The 21068-nt window shown below is 72.1% G+C and carries 17 protein-coding genes; 6 read left to right on the top strand and 11 right to left on the bottom strand.

Translation table 11 applies throughout. From position 1 onward, the window contains the following. Positions 1-6 precede the first annotated feature (6 nt). Positions 7-1278: an ABC transporter ATP-binding protein gene (locus OOK38_RS06345; protein WP_266762854.1), complete on the bottom strand. Its 1272-nt coding sequence runs from the start codon at positions 1276-1278 to the stop codon at positions 7-9. A 228-nt stretch (positions 1279-1506) separates the two neighbouring features. Then, the gene (locus OOK38_RS06340; protein ID WP_266762855.1) at positions 1507-2397 is read right to left on the bottom strand and encodes a hypothetical protein; all 891 of its coding nucleotides are present in this window, start codon (positions 2395-2397) and stop codon (positions 1507-1509) included. Between the two features lie 263 nt (positions 2398-2660). Between OOK38_RS06340 and OOK38_RS06335 the strand changes: the two genes are divergently transcribed. Beyond that, on the top strand, positions 2661-3590 hold the full coding sequence (locus OOK38_RS06335; RefSeq protein ID WP_266762856.1) for a hypothetical protein: 930 nt from the start codon (positions 2661-2663) through the stop codon (positions 3588-3590). A gap of 22 nt (positions 3591-3612) precedes the next feature. On the opposite strand, the gene OOK38_RS06330 is transcribed toward OOK38_RS06335, so the two are convergent. The 5 genes from OOK38_RS06330 to mce all read right to left on the bottom strand — a co-directional run bounded on the left by OOK38_RS06330 (position 3613) and on the right by mce (position 11251). Next, a complete protein-coding gene (locus OOK38_RS06330; RefSeq protein ID WP_266762858.1) occupies positions 3613-4380 on the bottom strand; it encodes an ABC transporter permease in 768 nt (255 codons plus the stop codon). Between the two features lie 2 nt (positions 4381-4382). Next, positions 4383-5378, bottom strand: coding sequence for an ABC transporter ATP-binding protein (locus OOK38_RS06325; protein ID WP_266848187.1), 996 nt, complete (start codon positions 5376-5378; stop codon positions 4383-4385). 221 nt (positions 5379-5599) lie between these two features. Then, positions 5600-6535, bottom strand: coding sequence for a cellulose-binding protein (locus OOK38_RS06320; RefSeq protein ID WP_266762862.1), 936 nt, complete (start codon positions 6533-6535; stop codon positions 5600-5602). 183 nt (positions 6536-6718) lie between these two features. Next, positions 6719-10567, bottom strand: coding sequence for a polarized growth protein Scy (scy, locus tag OOK38_RS06315; RefSeq protein WP_266762864.1), 3849 nt, complete (start codon positions 10565-10567; stop codon positions 6719-6721). Positions 10568-10810: 243 nt separating this feature from the next. Continuing rightward, positions 10811-11251: a methylmalonyl-CoA epimerase gene (gene mce, locus OOK38_RS06310; protein ID WP_266762866.1), complete on the bottom strand. Its 441-nt coding sequence runs from the start codon at positions 11249-11251 to the stop codon at positions 10811-10813. A 147-nt stretch (positions 11252-11398) separates the two neighbouring features. Here mce and OOK38_RS06305 point away from each other — a divergent pair, with 147 nt between their 5' ends. The 3 genes from OOK38_RS06305 to OOK38_RS06295 all read left to right on the top strand — a co-directional run bounded on the left by OOK38_RS06305 (position 11399) and on the right by OOK38_RS06295 (position 15572). After that, positions 11399-12601, top strand: coding sequence for an acetyl-CoA C-acetyltransferase (locus tag OOK38_RS06305; RefSeq protein ID WP_266762868.1), 1203 nt, complete (start codon positions 11399-11401; stop codon positions 12599-12601). 39 nt (positions 12602-12640) lie between these two features. Continuing rightward, positions 12641-13597, top strand: a complete 957-nt coding sequence (gene meaB / locus OOK38_RS06300; RefSeq protein WP_266762870.1) for a methylmalonyl Co-A mutase-associated GTPase MeaB — start codon at positions 12641-12643, stop codon at positions 13595-13597. A 724-nt stretch (positions 13598-14321) separates the two neighbouring features. Then, complete coding sequence (locus OOK38_RS06295) at positions 14322-15572, top strand: MFS transporter (RefSeq protein WP_266848185.1); 1251 nt, start codon at positions 14322-14324, stop codon at positions 15570-15572. A gap of 285 nt (positions 15573-15857) precedes the next feature. Here the strand turns inward: OOK38_RS06295 and OOK38_RS06290 are convergent, their stop codons facing one another. Then, complete coding sequence (locus OOK38_RS06290; protein ID WP_266762874.1) at positions 15858-16691, bottom strand: PepSY domain-containing protein; 834 nt, start codon at positions 16689-16691, stop codon at positions 15858-15860. Between the two features lie 151 nt (positions 16692-16842). Here OOK38_RS06290 and OOK38_RS06285 point away from each other — a divergent pair, with 151 nt between their 5' ends. Both OOK38_RS06285 and OOK38_RS06280 read left to right on the top strand, forming a co-directional pair. Then, a complete protein-coding gene (locus OOK38_RS06285) occupies positions 16843-17505 on the top strand; it encodes a response regulator transcription factor (RefSeq protein WP_266762876.1) in 663 nt (220 codons plus the stop codon). Continuing rightward, positions 17502-19034: a cell wall metabolism sensor histidine kinase WalK gene (locus OOK38_RS06280; protein WP_266762878.1), complete on the top strand. Its 1533-nt coding sequence runs from the start codon at positions 17502-17504 to the stop codon at positions 19032-19034. Before OOK38_RS06285 ends, OOK38_RS06280 begins: the two co-directional genes overlap by 4 nt. A gap of 15 nt (positions 19035-19049) precedes the next feature. Here OOK38_RS06280 and OOK38_RS06275 read toward each other — a convergent pair whose 3' ends face one another. The 3 genes from OOK38_RS06275 to OOK38_RS06265 form a co-directional block, all read right to left on the bottom strand. Next, positions 19050-19526 (bottom strand): MarR family winged helix-turn-helix transcriptional regulator, encoded by a 477-nt coding sequence (locus OOK38_RS06275; protein ID WP_103550943.1) that lies wholly within the window; start codon positions 19524-19526, stop codon positions 19050-19052. Positions 19527-19619: 93 nt separating this feature from the next. Continuing rightward, positions 19620-20420 carry an AIM24 family protein gene (locus OOK38_RS06270; protein ID WP_266762881.1) on the bottom strand — a complete coding sequence of 267 codons (801 nt, stop codon included), beginning with the start codon at positions 20418-20420 and terminating at the stop codon, positions 19620-19622. Next, positions 20417-21067, bottom strand: a complete 651-nt coding sequence (locus OOK38_RS06265) for an AIM24 family protein (protein WP_266762883.1) — start codon at positions 21065-21067, stop codon at positions 20417-20419. Before OOK38_RS06265 ends, OOK38_RS06270 begins: the two co-directional genes overlap by 4 nt. Position 21068: the final 1 nt, after the last annotated feature.

Below are 21068 nucleotides of genomic sequence, written 5' to 3'. Positions count from 1 at the left end.
GCGTGCTCATCGGGCGTCCTCGGGCTTGGTCAGGTCGGCGGCGGGCGCGGGGGCGGGCGCGGCGGCGGTGGGCGCCGGGGGGCCCGCGGGGGCCTGGGGGGCCGCGTGTGCGTACGGGTTGGCGTCCGTGGCGCCGGGGGCGGCCGGAGCGCCGTACGGGCCCGGCAGGGCCGCGCCGGGGGCCGCGGGAGCGCCGTACGGACCGGCCTGCGGCTGGCCCTGCGGCATGGCGAAGGGCTGCCCGCCCTGCTGGGGCGGCGGCGGCGCGTACCAGCCCGGCTGGCCCTGGCCCGCCACCGGCAGCTGCGGCGGGGGCATGGCGCCCGGCGGCAGCTGCTGCTGGAGCCCGGCCTTCTGGTCGATGGTCGAGCGGTAGTCGACGGCGCCCTGCGTCATCCGCATGTACGCCTCCTCCAGCGAGGCCTGGTGCGGCGACAGCTCCCACAGGCGGACGTCGGCGGAGTGCGCGAGGTCGCTGATGCGGGAGAGCGGCAGCCCGGTGATGCGCAGCGCGCCGTCCTGCTCGGGCAGCACCTGACCGCCCGCCTCGGTCAGCGCGGCGGTCAGCTTCTCGCGCTGCTGCGGCTCGGTGTCCGGCGTGCGCACCCGGGCGAAGTCGGCCGAGTTGTGCGAGATGAATTCCTTGATGCTCTGGTCGGCGAGCAGCTGGCCGCGGCCGATCACGATCAGGTGGTCGGCGGTCAGCGCCATCTCGCTCATCAGGTGCGAGGAGACGAAGACCGTACGGCCCTCCGCCGCGAGGGACTTCATCAGGTTGCGCACCCAGAGGATGCCCTCGGGGTCGAGGCCGTTGACCGGCTCGTCGAAGAGCAGCACCTGGGGGTCGCCGAGGAGCGCGGCGGCGATGCCGAGGCGCTGGCCCATGCCGAGGGAGAAGCCCTTGGAGCGCTTTTTGGCCACGTCCTGGAGGCCCACGACGCCGAGCACCTCGTCCACGCGGCGGGCCGGGATGCCCGACAGCTGGGCCAGGCACAGCAGGTGGTTGCGGGCGTGCCGGCCACCGTGCACGGCCTTGGCGTCGAGGAGTGCGCCGACCTGGCGGGGTGCGTTCTGCAGCTTGCGGTACGGGAAGCCGCCGATCGTCACCCGCCCGGAGGTGGGGTTGTCGAGGCCGAGGATCATGCGCATCGTCGTCGACTTGCCCGAGCCGTTGGGCCCGAGGAAACCGGTGACGGCACCCGGCCGCACCTGGAAGGAAAGGTTGTACACGGCCGTCTTGGCGCCGTAGCGCTTCGTCAGGCCGACTGCCTCGATCATTCTCCGCACCCATCGAAAGGTTCAGGACGTCGGGGCGCACGCCCCCGTAAGGGTTAGGAGGATAACCGGGCGCTGACGGTTCCACTCAAGAGAGAGTAAAACCGCGCCCGGTCGGCCGGGGAAAGATCCAGTAAGGGGCGGTATTTCGCACGGGCGTCCTGTCAGGTACTCGTCGTCCCTGGTCAGGCCGGAAAGGGAATGGGCGCCCCCCTGATCACCGGGGAATTCTCAGGGCCGGTGCGGCAGGGAATCGTCGAGCGGCGGCAGGTCGTCGTACAGACGCAGTTCGGCCGACTCGTCGACGTACGGCAGGAAGTCGGTCTGCGGCAGCACCCAGCCCTCCTGGCCGAAGATCAGCGTGCCCTTCTCGCGCAGCGACCGGTCGGCCCCGGCGTCGCGCACCCACGCCGCGGGGTCGGGCCCGAGCAGCTCGCGCAGCCGTGCGGAGGCGGCGAGCAGGGAGGCGAGCAGCTCGGACTGGTCGCCGCCGCCCTGGCGGGGCCGCCCGGTCTCCGGCTCGGCGAGCACGCCGTGCGCGCTGAAGTAGATGTACGCGCCGCCGAGCCGTTCCCCGGAGGGCATCGTCATCGTGAACTCGTCGCCGGGGAGTATCGCCCGCCGGTAGTCCGGGAACTCGGTGTCGTCGACGGCCTTGAGCTGGGTCGAGTCCAGCCAGGTCACCACGAGCGTCGTCTCGGCGGTCCGGTCCACGTACGGCGTCCCGGCCACGTAGCCCGCCGGGCTGATGTGCCCCGAGCAGCCCACGGCGATCCCGCCCACCCGCACCGGAATCATCGGCACCGTCGCCGGGATGCCGAGCCGGGTCAGCTTGTGGGCGACCTGCCCGGGGGAGGCGTTCGAGCCGACGGCGATGACCGGGTGGCGCCGCCCGGTGCCGACCTGGCCCAGGTCGGCGAGGGCTTCGTCGAGACGCTGCTGTTCCTGGCGCTCCTCCACGTACCACTCGCCGAGCCGCAGCGGCCGGACGTCGAGCTGGAGGAGCTCACCGCCGGTCAGCAGGGACGGCTCGGTGGTGGGCCGGCCGGGGTAGGTGAGGGGCTTCTTCGCGGGCACGTCGTCCAGGCCCAGCGCCTCAAGGCTTCGGTCCTTCGTCGTCACGGTGACGCCCTTCGGGGGTGGTCGCGCGAATACGGGCACAGCCTTTCACGCGAGATGTACCCGGGGCGGGTCCCGGTCTCCCCCGGTCCAGCCGGGTTGGCCCGAACCGACACCGGGAATCATGCTCTCCCCATTGTACGAGTGGGGGCGAAGTCGGTTACGGGGGAAGTAAGTTGAGCTCAATGTGGCGCGGGACAGGGTGGGGCGGAGGACCGGGGCGGGGACGGACGCATCCGCGCTTTCGCACGTCCGTACGCTGGTGGATGGCGGGACGCACCGTCCACGCGCTGCTCCTGATGGCGCTGGGCGCGCTGGCCGGACTCTCGGTGGTCGTGGCGGCGGCGTGGACGCTGACCGAGCACTCGCCGCGTTCGATGGCGGAGCGGTTCTCGAACGAGGAGCGGCTCTTCGACCTCAGCCTGACCGTGCTGCGGGCCTGCGTCGGCACGGACAATCTCGAACCCGAACCGGACAGCACCGCTCACCAGCTGCTCGCCACGCTCGCCTCCGTCACCGGCTCGCTGGTGCCCGCGGTGCTGCTCGGCATCGTACTGATCAAGATGTTCGCGCTGCGGCCCTTCGTCTGGCGGCGGCGGGCCAGCATCTCGCACGCCTGGACCGCCGACTTCCCGGGCTACTCGCGGCAGCACGCGGACAGCGACGACGCCATCATCGCCGTCCGTTTCTACAACCGCTTCGACAACCTGTCGGTCGTCGACCTGCGGGCCCGCGCGCATCTGCGCTACCTGGAGCGCTCCCCGCACGACGGCAGCCTCGTCATCTACAAGCAGTGGCTGAGGGTCCTGGACGCGAAGGGCGAGCCGGCCGAGGAACGGAGCTGGCTCGCGGTCGAGCGCGGTGCCCCCTTCACGGTGTGGATACCGGTCGAGGCGCCGGTGGACGGCCTGCCGTTCCGCAGGATCCAGGGCAAGGACCTGTCCGGCTCGCACGGCGTGAAGCTGCTCGTCCGGCTGACCGCCCGGACCGTCGGGCTCGGCACCGAGGTCGCCGACGAGCGCTGGTTCGACCTGGAGGCCGGGGACTTCGAGCTCGGCCGTTTCGTGCCGCTCCAGCCGGACCTCGACAAGGACGTCTGGCGCTGGGAGGGCTGGACCGACTTCGACGGCCTGATCCCTCCCCGGCCGAACGGCGAAGACCCCGGCCAGGCGCCGGCGCCCCGGCCGCAGACTTAGGGGCTCCTCTTCGTGAGTAGACCTAGGCGTCCCTCTTCTTGAGCAGCGTGTAGCCGCCGATCAGGGCCAGGGCCACCCACAGCACCATGATTCCGAGGCCGCCCCAGGGACCGTACGGGGTGTCGTCCAGGGGAGTCACCACCCGCAGGATTCTGCTGCCGGCCTGGTCGGGGAGGTAGCGGCCGATCTTCTTCGTCGCGGACACCGCGCCCAGGATGTTGGAGATCAGGAAGAAGAACGGCATCAGGATGCCGAGCGAGAGCATCGGACTGCGCAGCATCGCCGCGACGCCCATCGAGAAGACGGCGATGAGGGTCATGTAGAGCCCCCCGCCGATCACCGCGCGCAGGACACCCGGATCGCTGATCGACGCCTTGTGCGTGCCGAGCACGGCCTGGCCCAGGAAGAACGTGATGAAGCTGGTGATCAGGCCGACGACGAGGGCGAGGCCGGCCGCCACCGCGACCTTGCTGAAGAGGAACGTGCCGCGCTGCGGGACCGCCGCGAGCGAGGTCCGGATCATGCCGGTGCTGTACTCGTTGCCCACCACCAGCACGCCGAAGACGATCATCGCGAGCTGGCCGAGGCTCATGCCCGCGAAGCTGATGTACGTCGGGTCGAAGGAGAGCTGGTCCCTCGTGCTCATCTTGTCCCACTCGTTCTTGGACAGGAGCGAGATGAGCAGGCCCAGGGCGATCGTGACGACCGCCGCGAGGCTCAGCGTCCACACCGTGGACGCCACGGAGCGGATCTTGGTCCACTCGGACTTGAGGACCTGGGTGGCCGCCATCGTCAGCCCTTCTTCCAGTCGCCGCCCCATTGCGGGGCGGTGGGCGGGCTCTGCGGACTCCGCGGGCCCTGGGGGTTCCGCGGACTCGGCGCGTCGGAATGCGCGTGATACTCCACCGACTCCGCGGTCAGCTGCATGAACGCCTCCTCCAGCGAGGCCTGCTGGGGGCTCAGCTCATGCAGCACGATCTGGTGCCGCGCGGCCAGCTCACCGATGTGCTCCGGCTTCCCGTCGTCCACCTCGAGCGCGCCGCTGCCCGTCTGCACGACGGTGATCCCCGCGCCCTGCAGCACGTCGAGCAGCCGCTCGCGCTGCGGGGAGCGGATACGGACGTACGAGCGCGAGTTCTGCTGGATGAAATCGGCCATCGAGGTGTCGGCGAGCAGCCTGCCCTGGCCGATGACGACGAGGTGGTCGGCGGTCAGCGCCATCTCGCTCATGAGGTGGGAGGAGACGAAGACCGTACGGCCCTGGGCCGCGAGGGACTTCATCAGATTGCGGATCCAGTGGATGCCCTCGGGGTCGAGGCCGTTGACCGGCTCGTCGAACATCAGGATCCGCGGATCGCCGAGGAGCGCGCCCGCGATGCCGAGCCGCTGGCCCATGCCCAGCGAGAACCCCTTCGCCTTCTTCCTCGCGACCGAGGTGAGGCCGACCGTGTCGAGGACCTCGTGCACGCGCGCCTTGGGGATGCCGTTGCTCTGGGCGAGGCAGAGGAGGTGGTTGAAGGCGCTGCGGCCGCCGTGCATGGCCTTCGCGTCCAGCAGGGCGCCGATGTACTTCAGCGGGTCCTTGAGGTGGTCGTAGTGCTCTCCGTCGATCCGTACGTCGCCCGACGTGGGACGGTCGAGCCCGAGCATCATCCGCATGGTCGTGGACTTCCCGGCGCCGTTGGGACCGAGGAAGCCGGTCACGATGCCCGGTCTGACGGCGCAGGTGAGGTTGTTGACCGCCACCTTCTCGCCGTACCGCTTGGTCAGCCCCTCGAGCTCGATCATGCGGCCACGCTAAGACGGCCCCCGGGGGCCTGCCACTTGAGCGGGAGACGGTCGAGAGGCTCCTCACCGGGGGCGCCGCACCGGCGCGGAGGCACCCCTCGGAAGGGGAGGCGGTGGTGCCGGACGGCACGACGGGGCGAGGTCCGGGCAGCGGGACCTGACGGTACGACAAGGCCCGCACCCTCCGAAGGGGGAGCGGGCCCTGGTGTCGGACTGCGCGGTTACCGGGACTGCTGTGCCGGAACCCCACGCGTGATCGGCTCGTCCTCGGCCGGGCCGGTGGCGGCGGCCACCGCGGCGCCCGTGAGCGTCGCGAGCATCTCGCGGACGTTCGTGAGCTGCGCGTTGATCGAGTCGCGGCGGTTGGTGAGGGCGGCCAGCTCGCGCTCGGATTCCGAGCGGATGCGGTCGGCCTTGGCGTTCGCGTCGGCCACGATGTCCTCGGCCTGCCGCTGAGCCGTCTCCACCGTCTGGCGGGCGCGGCGCTCGGCATCCGTGCGCAGCTTCTCGGCCTCCAGGCGGAGCTGCTCCGCGCGGTGCTCGATCTCCGCGAGGCGCTTCTCGGCCTTGGCCTGGCGCGACGCCAGGTCGCGCTCGGACTGCTCGCGGCGCTTGGCGAGGTTCGTCTCGAAGTCGGCGGCGGCCTGGGCGGCCTTGGCGCGGGTCTCCTCGAAGAGGGCGTCCGCCTCCTCGCGCTTGGACTGCGCGTCCTTCTGCGCCTCGGAGCGCAGCTGAGAGGCGTCGCTCTTGGCCTTCTCGACGATCCGGACGCCCTCGTCCTCCGCCTTGGACTTGCGGTCCGCAGCGAACGATTCTGCGTCGTTGCGCACCTGCTGGGCGGCCGACTCGGCCAGCTCACGGTGCTGCTCGGACGCGCGACGGGCCTCCTCGCGCAGGTCCTTGGCCTCCTCCTCGGCGAGGCGGAGGATCTTCTCGACGCGCGCGCCGAGACCGGCGTACGACGGCTCCGCGTCGCTGACCTGGGCCTGGGCGTTCTGCGTTTCGAGATGGAGTTCTTCGATGCGCTTTTCGAGGGCGGTGATACGGGCCAGAGCGCTGTCACGGTCGGAGACGAGCTTCGAAATGCGTTCGTCCACCTGAGCGCGGTCGTATCCACGCCGCACAAGCTCGAAGCCGTAGGGGGAAGTGTCGCTCATGGGGTTCCTGTCGAATGAGACCGGTGAGGTGATAGGTGGAATCCTAGGGGTCAATGCGGTGTGTCATCGAGCGGATACGTGTTTGATCTGGAGAATGACACTCCTTTTGGGTGGCTAGCTGCCGGATGGCTTGCCAGAGCCTGTGGCAAAGGTCCCTATTAGGCACGGAACCTGTGCATCTGGCTAGCCCTCCGACGCCTTGCCACCCGAACGGGTAGCACCCGCGGCGGCCCCCGCCTTCACCCCGCCGTCCTTGGCACCCGGCGGCGCCTCGAACGACTCCAACGCCTCCAGGACGTCCTGGACGCGGGAGATCTCCGCGTTGATGTCCTCGCGCCGGCGGACCAGCACCTCCAGATCGCGCTTGCCCTCCTCGACGGCGGCCTTCGCCTCCTGGATGGCCTCGGACCTGATCTTCTCGGCCTCGCCGATGACCGAGGACTTCTTCTGCTCGGCCTCCTTGAGGAGCCCCTCGGCCTTGCGCACGGCGGCGATACGGACCTTGCTCGCCTCGGAGTTCGCCTCCGACAGCAGGTCCTTGGCCTTCGCCTCGGCCTCGGCGAGCTGGTCCTCGGCGGCCTTGATGAGCGCGTCGCACCGGTCGCCCGCGTTCTTCATCGCCTCGGACGACTCACGGCGGGCCCGCTCGTGCAGATCCTCGATCTCCGAGGTGATGCGGTCCCGCAGCTCCTCGGCGCGCTCCCTGATCGCCGTGGCGTCCCGGCGCGCGCCGACCAGCAGCTCGTCCGCGTCCGTACGGGCCCGCTCCACGCGGGTGTTGCCCTCGACCGTCGCCTCCGAGACGAGCCGTTCGGCCTCGCCCCGCGCCACGCCGACCATCGTGTCGGCCTGCGACTCGGCGTCCGCCGTCGTCTTCTGGGCGCTCTGCTGCGCCTCGGAGAGCAGCTTGTCCGCCTCGGACGCCGTCTCGGAGATGAGCGTGTCGACCTGCTCGGCCGCCTCGGAGCGCCGCTTGTTGGCCTCCTTGCGGGCCTCGTCCAGCGTGCGCTCGGCCTCCTCGCGCGCCGACGACGTCAGCCGCTCGGCCTCCTCGGCCGCCCGCGTCCTGACGCGCTCGGCGTCGCTGCGGATCCGCTCGGCGTGCTGCTGCGCGGAGCCGACCGTCTCGGCGGCCTCGGCACGCAGCCGCTCCGCGTCACCGGTCGCGTCCGAGATGAGCTGCTCGGCCTTGGCCACGGCCTCGGCGCGTACCCGCTCGGCCTCGGCCGCGGTCTCGGTCCCGAGCCGCTCGGCCTCCGCCGTCGCCTCCGTGATGAGGGTGTCCACCTGCGCGGCCGCGTCCGAACGGATCCGGTTCGCGTCCTCCCGGGCGTCCGCACGGGTGCGCGAGGCGTCCTGGTCGGCGTTCGCGATCGCGTCCGACGCCTCGGTGCGCACCCGCTGGGCGTGGTCGGCCGCGTCCGAACGCAGCCGCTCCGACTCAGCGATCGCCTCGGCGACCGTGCGCTCCGCGAGGGAACTCGCGGCCTCCGTCTCCTCGGCCGCCTCCCGCCGCACACGCGACGCGTCCTCGGACGCCCGCTCGCGCTCGGCGTACGCGTCGGCGCGGACCCGGTCCGCCTCCTCCTGCGCCTCGGTCCGCGTACGGTCCGCCACGTGCTCGGCGGCCGAGCGCAGCCCGGTGATCTCCTCCTGCGCCTGCTCGTGCAGCCCCGCCACCGCGTCCCGCACCTGCTGCGCGGTCTGCTCGGCGTTGGAGACCATCTCGGTCGCGCGCCGGTCGGCCTCCTCGACCAGCCGTACGGCCTCGGTCTGGGCTTCCTCGACCCGCTTGCGCGCGGAGGCGAGAAGCTCCTCGCTCTGCTCGCGGGCCCGCTCACGCTCCTGGTCGGCCTCCTGGCGCGCCGAACCGAGGGTCTCCTCGGCCTCGCGGCGGCGCCGTGCGGCCTCCTCCTGGGCGGCGGCCAGCGTCTCGGCGCCCTCGGTCGCCAGACGCTCGGCCGCGGCCTGCGCCTCGCTCCGCACCCGGTCGGCGCTGTCCTGGGCCTCCGACTTCAGGCGCTCGGCCTCCGCCGCCGCCTCCGAACGCAGCCGTACGGCGATGGTCTCGCCCTCGGCGCGGGACGCCGCAGCGTCCGCCGCGGCCTCGTTGCGCAGCCGCTCGGCCTCCGTCTCGGCCTGGGCCCGGAGCGTACGGAGCCGCTCGGCGGCCTCCGAACGCAGCCGGTCGGTCTCCTCGGCGGCCTCGCGACGGATCCGCTCGGCTTCGGCGCGCGCGTCCGTCAGCGCCGTCTCGGCGGCGGTGAGACGCTCCTCGGCCTCCGTGTGCAGCCGGGCCAGTCCCTCGGCGGCCTCGGCCTGACGGGCCGCTATGGCCCGCTCGGTCTCCTCGCGCTGCCGCTCGGCGGCCCGCTCCGCGTCGGCCGCGATCGTCTCGGCCTGCTCGACGGCCTCCGCGCGGTGCCGCTCGGCCTCCGCGCGGGTCCGCTCCAGCGTCTCCTCGGCCTGCCTGCGCAGGGTCGTGGCGCGCTCGATGGCCTCGGTGCGGACCTTCTCGCTGTCCGCCGTGGCGGCCTGGCGCAGCTCGTCCGCGTCCGCCTTCGCCTTGGCGAGCAGCTCCTCGGCGGTCCGCGCCGCCTCCTCGATCTGCTGGACGGCCTCGCGCCGGGCCTCGGCGCGGATGCGCTCGCCCTCGGCGACCGCGTCCGAGCGCAGCTGCTCGGCGTCACCGCGCAGCCGGCGGGCCTCCTCCTGGAGCTCGACCGTCTTGGCGCGGTACTCCTTGGTGTCGTCCTTCGCCGTGCCCTTGAGCTGCTCGGCGATGTCGTGCGCCTCGGCGCGCAGCCGGTCGGCCTCGGTCTCCGCCTCGGTGCGGATCCGCTCGGCCTCCTCGGACGCCGCCTTGGTGGTCCGCTTGGCCTCCTCGGACGCCCGGTTCAGCACGTCCTCGGCGGTACGGGCGGCCTTGGAGAGCTGGGAGGCGGTCTCCTCGGCGGTGAGGCTTCGCGCGCTCTCCTCGGCCTCCGCGACGATCGTCTCGGCCTTGCTGCGGGCGTCCGCGACGATCTGCTCGGCCTCGGACTTGGTGGACTCGGCCTCCTTGGTGGCCTCGCTGACCAGCCGGGCGACCTGCTCCTTCGCCGTCCGCGTGCGCTGCTCGTTGACCGACTCGGCACCGGAGAGCGTCTTGGCCGCGGCTTCCTTGGCCTCGTTGAGGACCTTGTCCGCCTCGGCCTGCGCCTCGCGCAGCGCGGTCTCGGCGGCGCTCATCCGCTGCTCGGCGGACCGGCTCAGCTCGGTGGCCTGGCGCCGGGCGTTGTCCGACTCGTTCGCGGTGGAGCTGCGCAGCTGCTCGGCGTGGTCGGTGGCCTCCTGGGCCTGCGTCGACGCGGCGTTCAGCAGTCGCTCGGCGTCCGTACGGGCCCGGCGCAGCAGCGCCTCGGCCTCCGCGCGGGCCGACTCGGCGTCGTTGGTGAGCCGCTGGCGCGCCTCGGCGGCGACGCGCTCGGCCTCCGCGCGGGCCGCGGCCAGCGCCTGCTCGGCCTCGGCACGCGACTCCTCCAGGAGACGGCGGGCCTGCGACTCGGAGCGGGCGCGCAGCTGCTCCGCCCACGCCACGTTCTCGTTGACGTGCGATTCGACGGTCTGCCGGCGCTCGGCCAGCTCCTGGTCGAGCTGCTGGCGACGGGTGACCGCCTCCTGGTGCAGCTCCGCCTGGAGCCGGGCGGCCTGCTCGGCGTGCTCCTGGAGGATGCGCTGTGTCTGCGCCCGGGCCTGGCTGATCTCGCGCTCGGCGTCGGTGCGCAGCTGATCGGCCTGCATCTGGGCATTACGGAGCAGCTGCTCGGCCTGATAGCCGATGTCGGCCCCGTCGTAGGCAGGACGGGTCGCCAGACTGCGGCGCGCCTCATGCAGCTTGGCGCGCAGCACCTCGACCTGATAGCCGAGGTCCTCGGCGTGCTGGACGGCCTTCTCCCGCTCGGTCTTCAGCCGCTCCATCTCGGCCTCGAACCGAGAGAGGTGGTCGACGTCAGCCGCCGGCTCTCGCTCCTGGCGTTCGTAGCCCCGCACTGCGCGGTCCCATCCGTCCCCTGGTCGCAAGTAATTCCGAACGAGCACCGTCCATCCGCCGAACGGGGCCCCCGGGGAATGGTGTCAGATCAACGGCGGAGCACGGGCTGCTGCCCCGACGCTCGCCCCCCGAAACCTGGACCCCGGCCCTTGGTCCCGCTCGCCGGAAGGCGTCAGGACCGCGGCCGTCTCCCGCGAAAGGTGACGGCCGCCCCCAACCCTACCGGCCCAGATATACGGAGGTCAGTGCTCAGGTGACTCAACCGCCGCCGAAGTGACCAGTTCTGTCAGGACTCCGTGGCAATCCTTGGGGTGGAGGAAGGTGATCCGGGACCCCATGGACCCGATCCGGGGCTCGTCGTAGAGCACCCGGACGCCCTTGTTCCGGATGTCCGCGGCGTCACCGTCGACGTCCGCGGTGCCGAAGGCGATGTGGTGCACGCCCTCGCCGTTCTTGGCCAGCCACTTCCCGACGGCGGAGTCCTCGCGGGTGGGTTCGAGCAGCTGGAGGTAGGAGGCGCCGCCGTCGGACGTCTCGTTGATCTTGAGCATGGCCTCCCGGACACCCTGCTCCTCGTTGACCTCGGAGTGGAAGACTTCGAAGCCGTACGTCGCACGGTAGAACTCAACAGTCTTGTCGAGGTCGAAACAGGCGATCCCGATGTGGTCGATTCGCGTCAGCATTTAGTCAGTGCAGCGCTCCCGGCGTGGTTACGCAACGTGCGCGCGATCACACTGCGGGCCGGATGACGGGTGGCCTACCGCTCAGTACATTCTCAGTAAACCCTCGTTCACTCCTCGGCTGTGCAGCCGGTAAGGGGATCGCACCTCATGTCTGGAACGAACAGCAGTACCTCGGTGATCGTCGCGGGCGCCCGAACGCCCATGGGACGGTTGCTGGGCTCGCTGAAGTCCTTCTCCGGGGCCGACCTCGGAGGCTTCGCGATCAAGGCAGCCCTCGACCGTGCGGGCATCGGCGGTGACCAGGTGCAGTACGTGATCATGGGCCAGGTGCTCCAGGCCGGGGCAGGGCAGATCCCGGCACGCCAGGCCGCCGTCAAGGCGGGCATCCCGATGAGCGTCCCGGCCCTCACCATCAACAAGGTGTGTCTCTCCGGCCTCGACGCCATCGCCCTCGCGGACCAGCTGATCCGCGCCGGCGAGTTCGACATCGTGGTCGCCGGCGGCCAGGAGTCCATGACGAACGCCCCGCATCTGCTCCCGAAGTCCCGCGAGGGCTACAAGTACGGCGCGATCGAGATGCTCGACGCCATGGCGTACGACGGTCTGACGGACGCCTTCGAGGGCATCGCCATGGGCGAGTCCACGGAGAAGCACAACACCCGTCTCGGGATCCAGCGCCCGGCGCAGGACGAGATCGCCGCCCTCTCCCACCAGCGCGCGGCCGCCGCCCAGAAGAACGGCATCTTCGAGGCGGAGATCACACCCGTCGAGATCCCGCAGCGCAAGGGCGAGCCCGTCGTCTTCAGCAAGGACGAGGGCATCCGCGCCGAGACGACCGCCGAGTCGCTGGGCAAGCTGCGTCCCGCCTTCGCCAAGGACGGCACCATCACCGCCGGCACCTCGTCCCAGATCTCGGACGGCGCCGCCGCCGTGGTCGTGATGAGCAAGGCCAAGGCGCTGGAGCTGGGCCTGGAGTGGATCGCGGAGATCGGCGCGCACGGCAATGTGGCGGGGCCGGACAACTCGCTGCAGTCGCAGCCCTCGAACGCGATCCTGCACGCCCTGAAGAAGGAGGGCCTGGAGGTCGAGGACCTCGACCTGATCGAGATCAACGAGGCCTTCGCGGCGGTCGCGGTCCAGTCAATGAAGGACCTCGGGGTGTCCACGGAAAAGGTGAACGTCAACGGCGGCGCCATCGCCCTCGGCCACCCGATCGGCATGTCCGGCGCGCGGGTCGTCCTGCACCTCGCCCTCGAACTGAAGCGGCGCGGCGGCGGCGTGGGCGCGGCCGCCCTGTGCGGTGGCGGCGGTCAGGGCGACGCGCTGATCGTGCGGGTGGCCAGGGCCTGACCCGCGTTCGACCGAAGACCTCTCGTGAACGGAGCTGTGATGCAGGACGTCTCCTCGCTGGTGACCCAGGCCAGAGAAGGACGGCCGCGGGCCGTGGCCCGGCTGATCTCCCTGGTGGAGGGTGCGGCACCCCAGCTCCGTGAGGTCATGGCGGCGCTCGCGCCGCTGACCGGCAACGCGTACGTGGTGGGCCTCACCGGCTCGCCCGGCGTCGGCAAGTCGACCTCGACGTCTGCCCTGGTGACGGCCTACCGGCGCCAGGGCAAGCGGGTCGGTGTGCTGGCCGTCGACCCGTCCTCGCCCTTCTCCGGGGGCGCGCTCCTCGGCGACCGCGTCCGGATGTCCGACCACGCGTCGGACCCGGGCGTCTACATCCGCTCGATGGCGACGCGCGGCCACCTGGGCGGACTGGCCTGGTCGGCCCCCCAGGCGATCCGCGTCCTGGACGCGGCGGGCTGCGACGTGATCCTGGTGGAGACCGTGGGCGTCGGCCAGTCCGAGGTGGAGATCGCCTCCCAGGCGGACACCTCGGTGGTGCTGCTGGCCCCCGGCATGGGCGACGGCATCCAGGCGGCCAAGGCCGGAATCCTGGAGATCGGCGACGTGTACGTCGTCAACAAGGCCGACCGCGACGGCGCCGACGCCACCGCCCGCGAGCTCAACCACATGCTCGGCCTCGGTGAGTCCCGGGGGCCGGGGGACTGGCGCCCGCCGATCGTCAAGACGGTGGCCGCGCGCGGCGAGGGCATCGACGAGGTCGTCGAGGCCCTGGAGAAGCACCGGGCGTGGATGGAGGAGCACGGGGTGCTGGCCGAGCGCCGGCTCGCCCGGGCGTCCCAGGAGGTCGAGACGATCGCCGTCACCGCGCTGCGCCGGCGCATCGGCGACCTCCACGGAGACCGCCGTCTCAGCGCCCTCGCGGAGCGCATCGTGGCAGGCGAACTGGACCCCTACCGGGCCGCCGACTCGCTGGTCGAGGGCCTCACGGAGGCCTGAGCGACGCCGAACCCGGCAGCGCGTGCCACGCTCCGGCGCCGTGTCGCGTGGTGCGGCGCGGTGTCGCGTGGCGGGGCGCGGCGGGGTGCGGTGTCGCGTGGTGCGGTGCGGTGTCGCGTGGCGCCGTGCGGCGCGGTGTCGCGCGGCGGGGCGCGGTGTCGCGTGGTGGGGTGCGTGGTGCGTGTCGCGCGCTCCGGCGCGGCAACGCGTGGCGCTGTGTCGCGTGGTGCGCGCCCCGCTCCGGCGCGGCATCGCGTCGTGCGGCGCCGTGCCACGGCGTGCAGCGCGCTCCAGGGCTGATCCCGCACGGTTCTCGGCCGTCGTACGCGAAGGGCGCGCGCTGATCCGGCGCGGTTCTCGGCTGTCGTACGCGAAGGGCGCGCGCTGATCCGGCGCGGTTCTCGGCTGTCGTACGCGAAGGGCGCGCGCTGATCCGGCGCGGTTCTCGGCTGTCGTACGCGAAGGGCGGCCGTTCCCTCCCGGAACGGGCGCCCTTCGCGCCGCCCGCGGTGAACCGGGACCGGCCGGGCCGACCGTGCGGTGCGGAGCGCGGGGTCCGGGAAAACTCCTGGCCGGCTCCCCGCGCCCGCTGTTACGTTGAGCGGCATGTTCCTCCTCTTGGCATAGGGCCCGCCCAGGCCCGCGACGCACGGACGGCACTCCGGCCGTGGCGTCGCGGCACTCCGGCGACCCCTGTCCCGCCTCGCAGTTGAGGACTCCTTCCATGTCTGCGTCACCCTCGCGGCCGTCCTACGCCGCGCTCTTCCGCATTCCCCATGCCCGCCGCACCTTCGTCGCGGCCATGACCGGCCGGCTGTCGTACGGCGTCGTCCCGCTGGCCATGATGCTCACCACCGCCCGCGCCACCGGGTCGTACGCCGTGGCCGGCACGGTCATGGCGCTGTTCGGCGCGATGAGTGTGTTCCTGTCGCCCGCGCGAGCGGCGCTGATCGACCGGCACGGTGCCCGCCGTGCCCTGATCCCCATGGCCTCGCTCTACGCGGGCCTGCTCGCGGCCTTCGCGGCCACGGCCTGGCGGCCCGGCGCCCCGGCCGCGGCGATCGGCGCGCTGGCGGGCGCCGCGGGCGCCTGCACACCGCCGCTCGGCCCCACGATGCGTGCCGTGTGGGGCGAAGTGGTCCAGGACGAAAGGCTGTTGCAGCGTGCCTACAGCCTGGACGGTGTCGTGGAGGAGATCCTCTTCGTCTCCGGGCCGCTGCTCGTCGGCGCGGTCGTGCAGACGGCCCCGCCGGCCGCCGCGGTCGCGCTGAGCGCCCTGCTGGTGTGGTCGGGAACCCTGGCGTTCGTCCTCTCCCCGGTCGTGGCGGGCGTCCGTCCCGCCGCGGCGAAGGCGGCGCACGGCGGGCGCCGCCGGCGGGGCGGACGCGCCCTCGCCCAGCCCGTCGTCGTCGCGCTCGGCGTCGGCCTGTCCCTGGGCGCCGTCGACCTCCTGGTCATGGCGTTCGCCGAGCAACGTCACCACGGCGCGGGCGTGGTGGCCTGGGTGCTCGCCGCGCTGTCGCTGGGCAGCGCGCTGGGCGGCCTGCTGAACGGCGCGGTCGACTGGCCGATGCCCCCGGGCGTACGGCTGCCCGTGCTGGCCGCGGGCCTCGGCCTCGCCCTGCTCGCCGCCGCACTCGCCCCGGGCCTCGCCACCCTGACCCTGGCCATCGCCTGCGCCGGATTCTTCGTCGCCCCGGCCCTGACGACGTCCTACCTGATCGCCGACGCGGCCGCCCCGCCCGGCTTTCGCATCCAGGCCGGCGCCTGGGTCAACACCGCGGTGAACGCGGGGAGTTCCGGTGGCGCCGCCGGTGCGGGCCTGCTGGTGGGCCAGATGTCCCTGGGCTGGTGCTTCGCGCTCTCCGGCGCGGTGGCCCTGGCGGCGGGCCTGATCGCGCTGCGGACCACGCCCAGGGCGCCCGCACCGGCGGACGGGACCGCCCCGGCCGAGGCCGAGCCGAGCAGCATCTGACCGCCGCGGTCATCGCGGCCTCCTGCGGGGCCGCTCCCGCATACGGGTGCGGCCCTCGCGGACGCTGGGCAACACCGGCGGGGCGGGCAGTGCCCGTCGGTGGCCGCCCCCTGCCGGGGCGGGCCGAACCCGTGAGGAGGGCGGCGTCCGCGGGACCACACCCGGAGCACAGGCAGCACCGGCAGCCCCCCGCAGGGCGGAGCGGCGGGCCGGGCGCCGCACAATGTGCACAGACATCGTGCGCGCCCGGCCCGGTGGGTCCCCGGTGGGTCCCCGCTCGTCCGGTCAGTCGTCGTCCGACCCCCGCTCCGATCCGTCGTCCGACCCGTGCCCCGCGCCGTGGTGCGACGTGTGTCCGGCCCCGTCGTCCGACCCGTGCTCGGAACGGTCGTCCGAACCGTGCTCCGCCTGGTCGTCCGAACCGCTCGCCGTCCGGTCGTCGGACACGTCGTGCGACCCGTCGTCCGATCCGTGGTCCGGTGTGATGCGGCCCGTGCGGAGGTCGATCCGCCACTCCCGCTCGACGCCGTTCGGCGTCAGGGTCTCCACGTCCCAGGCGTGAGTCCCGTCGTCGTCGACGTCGATCGAGGTGACCGTGCCCTTGGCCGCGGCGGCCCGGGCGGCCTCGGCCAACGAGACGGACGTGCCCGTGAGCGTGGTCCGTACCCGGGCGGCGTCGTCCTCGTGCCCGGTCCGGGAGCCGAGGACCTTGCCGGTGGACGGGTCGACCCGGACGTCGCGCCAGGCGCCCGCAGGGTCGATGATCTCGACCTGCCAGATCACGGCACCGTGCTCGTCGTCGAGTTCGGCGCCGACGGCGGTGCCCGGCGTGTGCGCCAGCGCGCGGGTGACGGCGTCCTCTGCCGTCAGGGCCGTCAGGTCGGCCGCGCTCGTTCCCGTTCCCGTGGCCGTTCCCGTGGGCGAGGCCGTGGCCGTGGCCGTGGGCGAGGCCGTGCGTTCGGCCTCTGTGGTGTCCCGGGCGTCGTCCGTCCCCGGCTGTCCGCTCGACCGTTTCGCCGGTGCCGTCGCGTCGTTCCCCGTGACGGCGAGGGCCGTCGCCGTGCCTCCGGCGATCAGGGTCGCGGCCACGACTGTGGCGATGACGATGTTGCGCTTCATGGAGAGCCTCCCGTTGTCCACTGGTTCCCACTGCTTCGTCCGGAACGTTCCGCCGGTGCGGTTCGACGGGGACCAATCTGAGGGACGGACGCTGAAGGCAGCCTGAAGAAACCTGAAGGCGTCTTCAGGTTCGGTTTGCGACGCTGTGCTCATGCGCCTGTTGATCGTGGAGGACGAGAAGCGGCTCGCCCTGTCGCTCGCGAGGGGTCTGAGGGCCGAGGGCTACGCCGTGGACGTCGTGCACGACGGGCTCGAAGGCCTGCACCGGGCCTCCGAGGGACACCACGACCTCGTCGTCCTCGACATCATGCTGCCCGGCATGAACGGCTACCGCGTCTGCGCCGCGCTCCGTTCCGCCGGACACGACGTCCCGATCCTGATGCTCACCGCCAAGGACGGCGAGTACGACGAGGCCGAGGGGCTCGACACCGGCGCCGACGACTATCTGACGAAGCCCTTCTCCTATGTGGTGCTCGTCGCCCGCATCAAGGCGCTGCTGCGGCGGCGCGGGCAGGCCGGGGCCTCGCCCGTGCACGTCCTCGGCCGCATGGAGGTCGACACGGCCGCCCGGCGCGTGCTGCGCGACGGGGACGAAGTCGCGCTCACCACCAAGGAGTTCTCCGTCCTCGAACATCTGGTGCTGCGGGCCGGCGAGGTCGTCTCCAAGGCCGAGATCCTCGAACACGTCTGGGACTTCGCCTACGACGGCGACCCCAACATCGTCGAGGTCTACGTCAGCGCGCTGCGCCGCAAACTCGGCGCCGGGACGATCCGGACCGTGCGCGGGGCCGGCTACCGCCTGGACGCACGGTGAGGCGCCTGTTCGGGTCCGTACGGGCCAAGGCGAGCCTCGCCGCCACCGTCGTGGTCGCCGTCGCCCTCGTCGCCGCGGGCGCCGCCGTGCTCCTGTCGCTGCGAGCCGACCTCGTCGACCAGACGGACGCCCAGGCAGACTCGGCGGCCCGTCACGTGGCCTCGCAGCTGGCCGCGGGCATCGCCTACGGGGACCTGGAGCTCGGCGATGCCGAGGAGCACCCGGTGCAGGTGGCCGAGGAGGCGGGACGGCTGGTCGCCGCGAGCGAGGACCTGGAGAGCGTCGTAGGGACGGGGATCGCCGCGGTGCGGCCGGGCCCGGCCGCGAGCCGGAGTCCGAGCGCGAGCCCGGTCCCGTCCGCGACCGCCCAGGACGACGACGGCGGGGACGACGACGGCGAGGACGACAACCACGGCAGGCGGAGCGGCCGCGGCAGCGGCAGCGGGAAGAGCGGTGGCGGGGACGACGCCGCGCGGGACGACGACGATCCCGCGGTGGGACAGATCTCCGAGGACGTGCGCAACAGCCAGGGGACCGCCACGGTCGACGGCGACACCGCGGCGTACCGGTTCGCGGCGGTCGAGGTCACCACCCCCCAGGACGTCACCCTCACCGTGCACGCGGGCGCCCCGCTCGCCGCCGAACAGGGAGCCGTCCGGACCGCCCTGACGGCGATGCTGATCGGCCTGCCGCTCCTCCTGGCGACGGTGGCGGGGGTGACCTGGCGGGTGACCCGGCGCGCCCTGCGTCCCGTCGAGGGGATCCGCGGCGAGATGGCCGCCATCACCGCCTCGCAGAACCTCGCGCGGCGCGTGCCCGTTCCGGCCGCGCACGACGAGGTCGCCCGGCTGGCCCGGACCACGAACGAGACGCTGGCCGCGCTGGAGGCCTCGGTGGAGCGGCAGCGCCGGTTCGTCGCCGACGCCTCGCACGAGCTGCGCAGCCCCATCGCCTCGCTGCGGACCCAGCTCGAGGTGGGCGCCGCCCATCCGGAGCTGCTCGACGTGGCGGGCGCGGTCGAGGACACCGTACGGCTGCAGCGGCTGGCCGCGGACCTGCTGCTGCTCGCCCGGCTGGACGCGGGGGAGCGGCCGGTGGACGGACGTTTCGACCTGGGTGTCCTCGCGGCGGAGGAGGGCGGACGCAGGGCCGGGGTCGCGGTCGCGGCCGAGGACGCCCTGGAGGTGTCCGGGTCCCGGGGGCAGGTGGGGCGGCTGCTGGCCAATCTGCTGGACAACGCGCGGCGGCATGCCCGGGAGCGGGTCGAGGTGCGGGTGCGCGGCGACGGCGCGTGGGCGGTGCTGACCGTCGCCGACGACGGGGACGGGATCCCCGCGGGTCAGCGCGATCGGGTCTTCGAGCGGTTCGTACGGCTGGACGACGCCCGCAGCCGGGACGACGGCGGAGCCGGTCTCGGCCTCGCCATCGCCCGGGACGTAGCCGTCCGGCACGGCGGGACGCTCACGGTCGGTGAGGCGCCCGCCGGTGGAGCGCTCTTCGAGCTCCGGCTGCCACGCCGGGCTTCCTGAGCTTCCTGACGGGGGCTACGGTTTGCCGCGCTGTCCCAGCAGGTGCTCGGCGATCGGCCGCAGCGACTTGTGCAGGTCCTCCAGCGCCTCCGGTGACAGCAGGTCGATGAAGTGCCTCCGTACGGACGCCACATGATGCGGCGAGACCTTCTTCATCGTCTCCATGCCGTGCTCGGTGAGGACCGCGTACAGCCCTCGCCGGTCGGACTCGCAGTTCTCCCTGCGCACCAGATCCGCGTTCTCCATGCGCGTGATCTGGTGCGAGAGGCGGCTCTTGGACTGGAGGGTGGCGGAGGCGAGGTCGCTCATCCGCATGCGTACGCCCTCCGACTCGGAGAGGTTCACCAGAATCTCGTAGTCGTTCATCGTCAGCCCGAACGGCTGAAGATCCCTTTCGAGCTGGTACGTCAACAGCCTGTTGACCTCCAGGTGGGTGCGCCAGGCGCACTGCTCCGCATCGGTCAGCCAGCGCGTGGCCGTCTCGGTCTCCATATGTGAAGTCTACCTAAAATGTTGAAAGGCGAACTAGTGAGGGGTGGTGTGACTGCGCGCACGCGTTCGATGTCACACTCCGCAGACTACCGCTCACAGCCCGAAGCGACGCTGGAGGTCCCCCAGCTGTCCGGGAAGGCGCGGTGCGCCGGCCTGCTGACCGTGTTGACCGGGCACCCCTCCCGCGCCGGGCACTCCGGCCTGATGCGGGACCGCCCCCGTGGCCTGCTCCGCCATCAGGATCTCGGTGGACTGGAGCAGCACCGTGCCCGCCCCCACGAACTCGAACTGGTGCTCCTCCCCGGAAGCCCCTCCGAGGCCCGTCATCGCACGTAGACCGCCCATCACGCCGGTCATGTACCCATGGTCGTAGTGGTGGCACGGGGACGGGCAGTCCGCCCATCCGACCAGGGCCTGCGGGTCCACCCGGATCGGGGGTTCCATGAACACCACCGGACCGTTGGACGCGGCCACGAACTTGCCGGTTCCGATCAGTGTCAGAAACCCCGGCACGATCGATTGCTTGAGTGCCAGACTTGGCTGAAAAGCGAGCAAGTTGCCGGAGCGAATGGTCAGGTTGCCCTCGTCCAAGTCGTACGAATTCACGTCGAAGGCCCGGTCGGCGAGGAGCATCTTGCCCGAACCCTCCGCCACGACCCAGTCGCTCGCGTGCAGAGGCGAATGAAACGACGTACGGACAAGTCGGTCCAGACGGCCGTGCCCGATGCCGTTGAACTCCATCGACCCGTAGTAGGCGATCATCTTGCCCTTCTGCAGGAACCACTGGCTCCCCTTGAGCTCCACGCAGAAGGTGTAGTTGTTGACGTTGTCGTCGACCGGCAGCGACATCGGATCGTGGATCACCGGGCCGCCCGGGGCTCCGTACCCGCTCACAGCTTCTCCTCCGAGGCCTGGACGTACACCGAACCACTCCCGCTCAGCTCCAGCTGGAACGCCTCGCCCGAACCGCGGCCCACCATGTCGCGCCAGCCCAGCGCCGTGGACAGCTTGTTGCGCACGTCACCGTGGTGCGCCACGTACGCCTGCGGGTCGACGTGCACCGCCCGCTGCGGAGTGATCGGGACCTCGAAGACACCGCCGTGCGCCATGACGGCCACCGCGCCGTGCCCCTTGAGCGTGGTCGTGAAGAGCCCCTGGCCCGTCACCTGGCCCCGCACCATGCCCATCACGCCGCCCTGCGAGCCCAGGAACATCGTGCCCTGCTCCAGTGTCCCGTCGAAGGCCAGCAGCCGGTCCGCCTCGACGTACAAGGTGTCACCGGTGAGGCTGATCACCTGGACATGGTGACCGCCGTGCCCGAAGAGCACCGTGCCCGCACCCTCGACGGTCATCAGGGGAGTCGCCTCGTTGGCCAGCCGGCGGCCGATCATCGACATCACACCGCCCTGCCCGCCCTGCATGTTGGGCGTGAACGACACCTCACCCTTGTACGCGAGCATCGCCCCGCGCTGACTGAACAGCCGCTGGCCCGGCACCACCGTCGCCTCGACCATCTTCGAATTCACCTCGCGGAACGGCATG

This window comes from Streptomyces sp. NBC_00568, assembly GCF_026341855.1.
GTDB lineage: Bacteria > Actinomycetota > Actinomycetes > Streptomycetales > Streptomycetaceae > Streptomyces.
The sequence above is the reverse complement of the archived record's forward strand: the minus strand, read 5'-3'. Positions and strand labels throughout refer to the sequence as shown.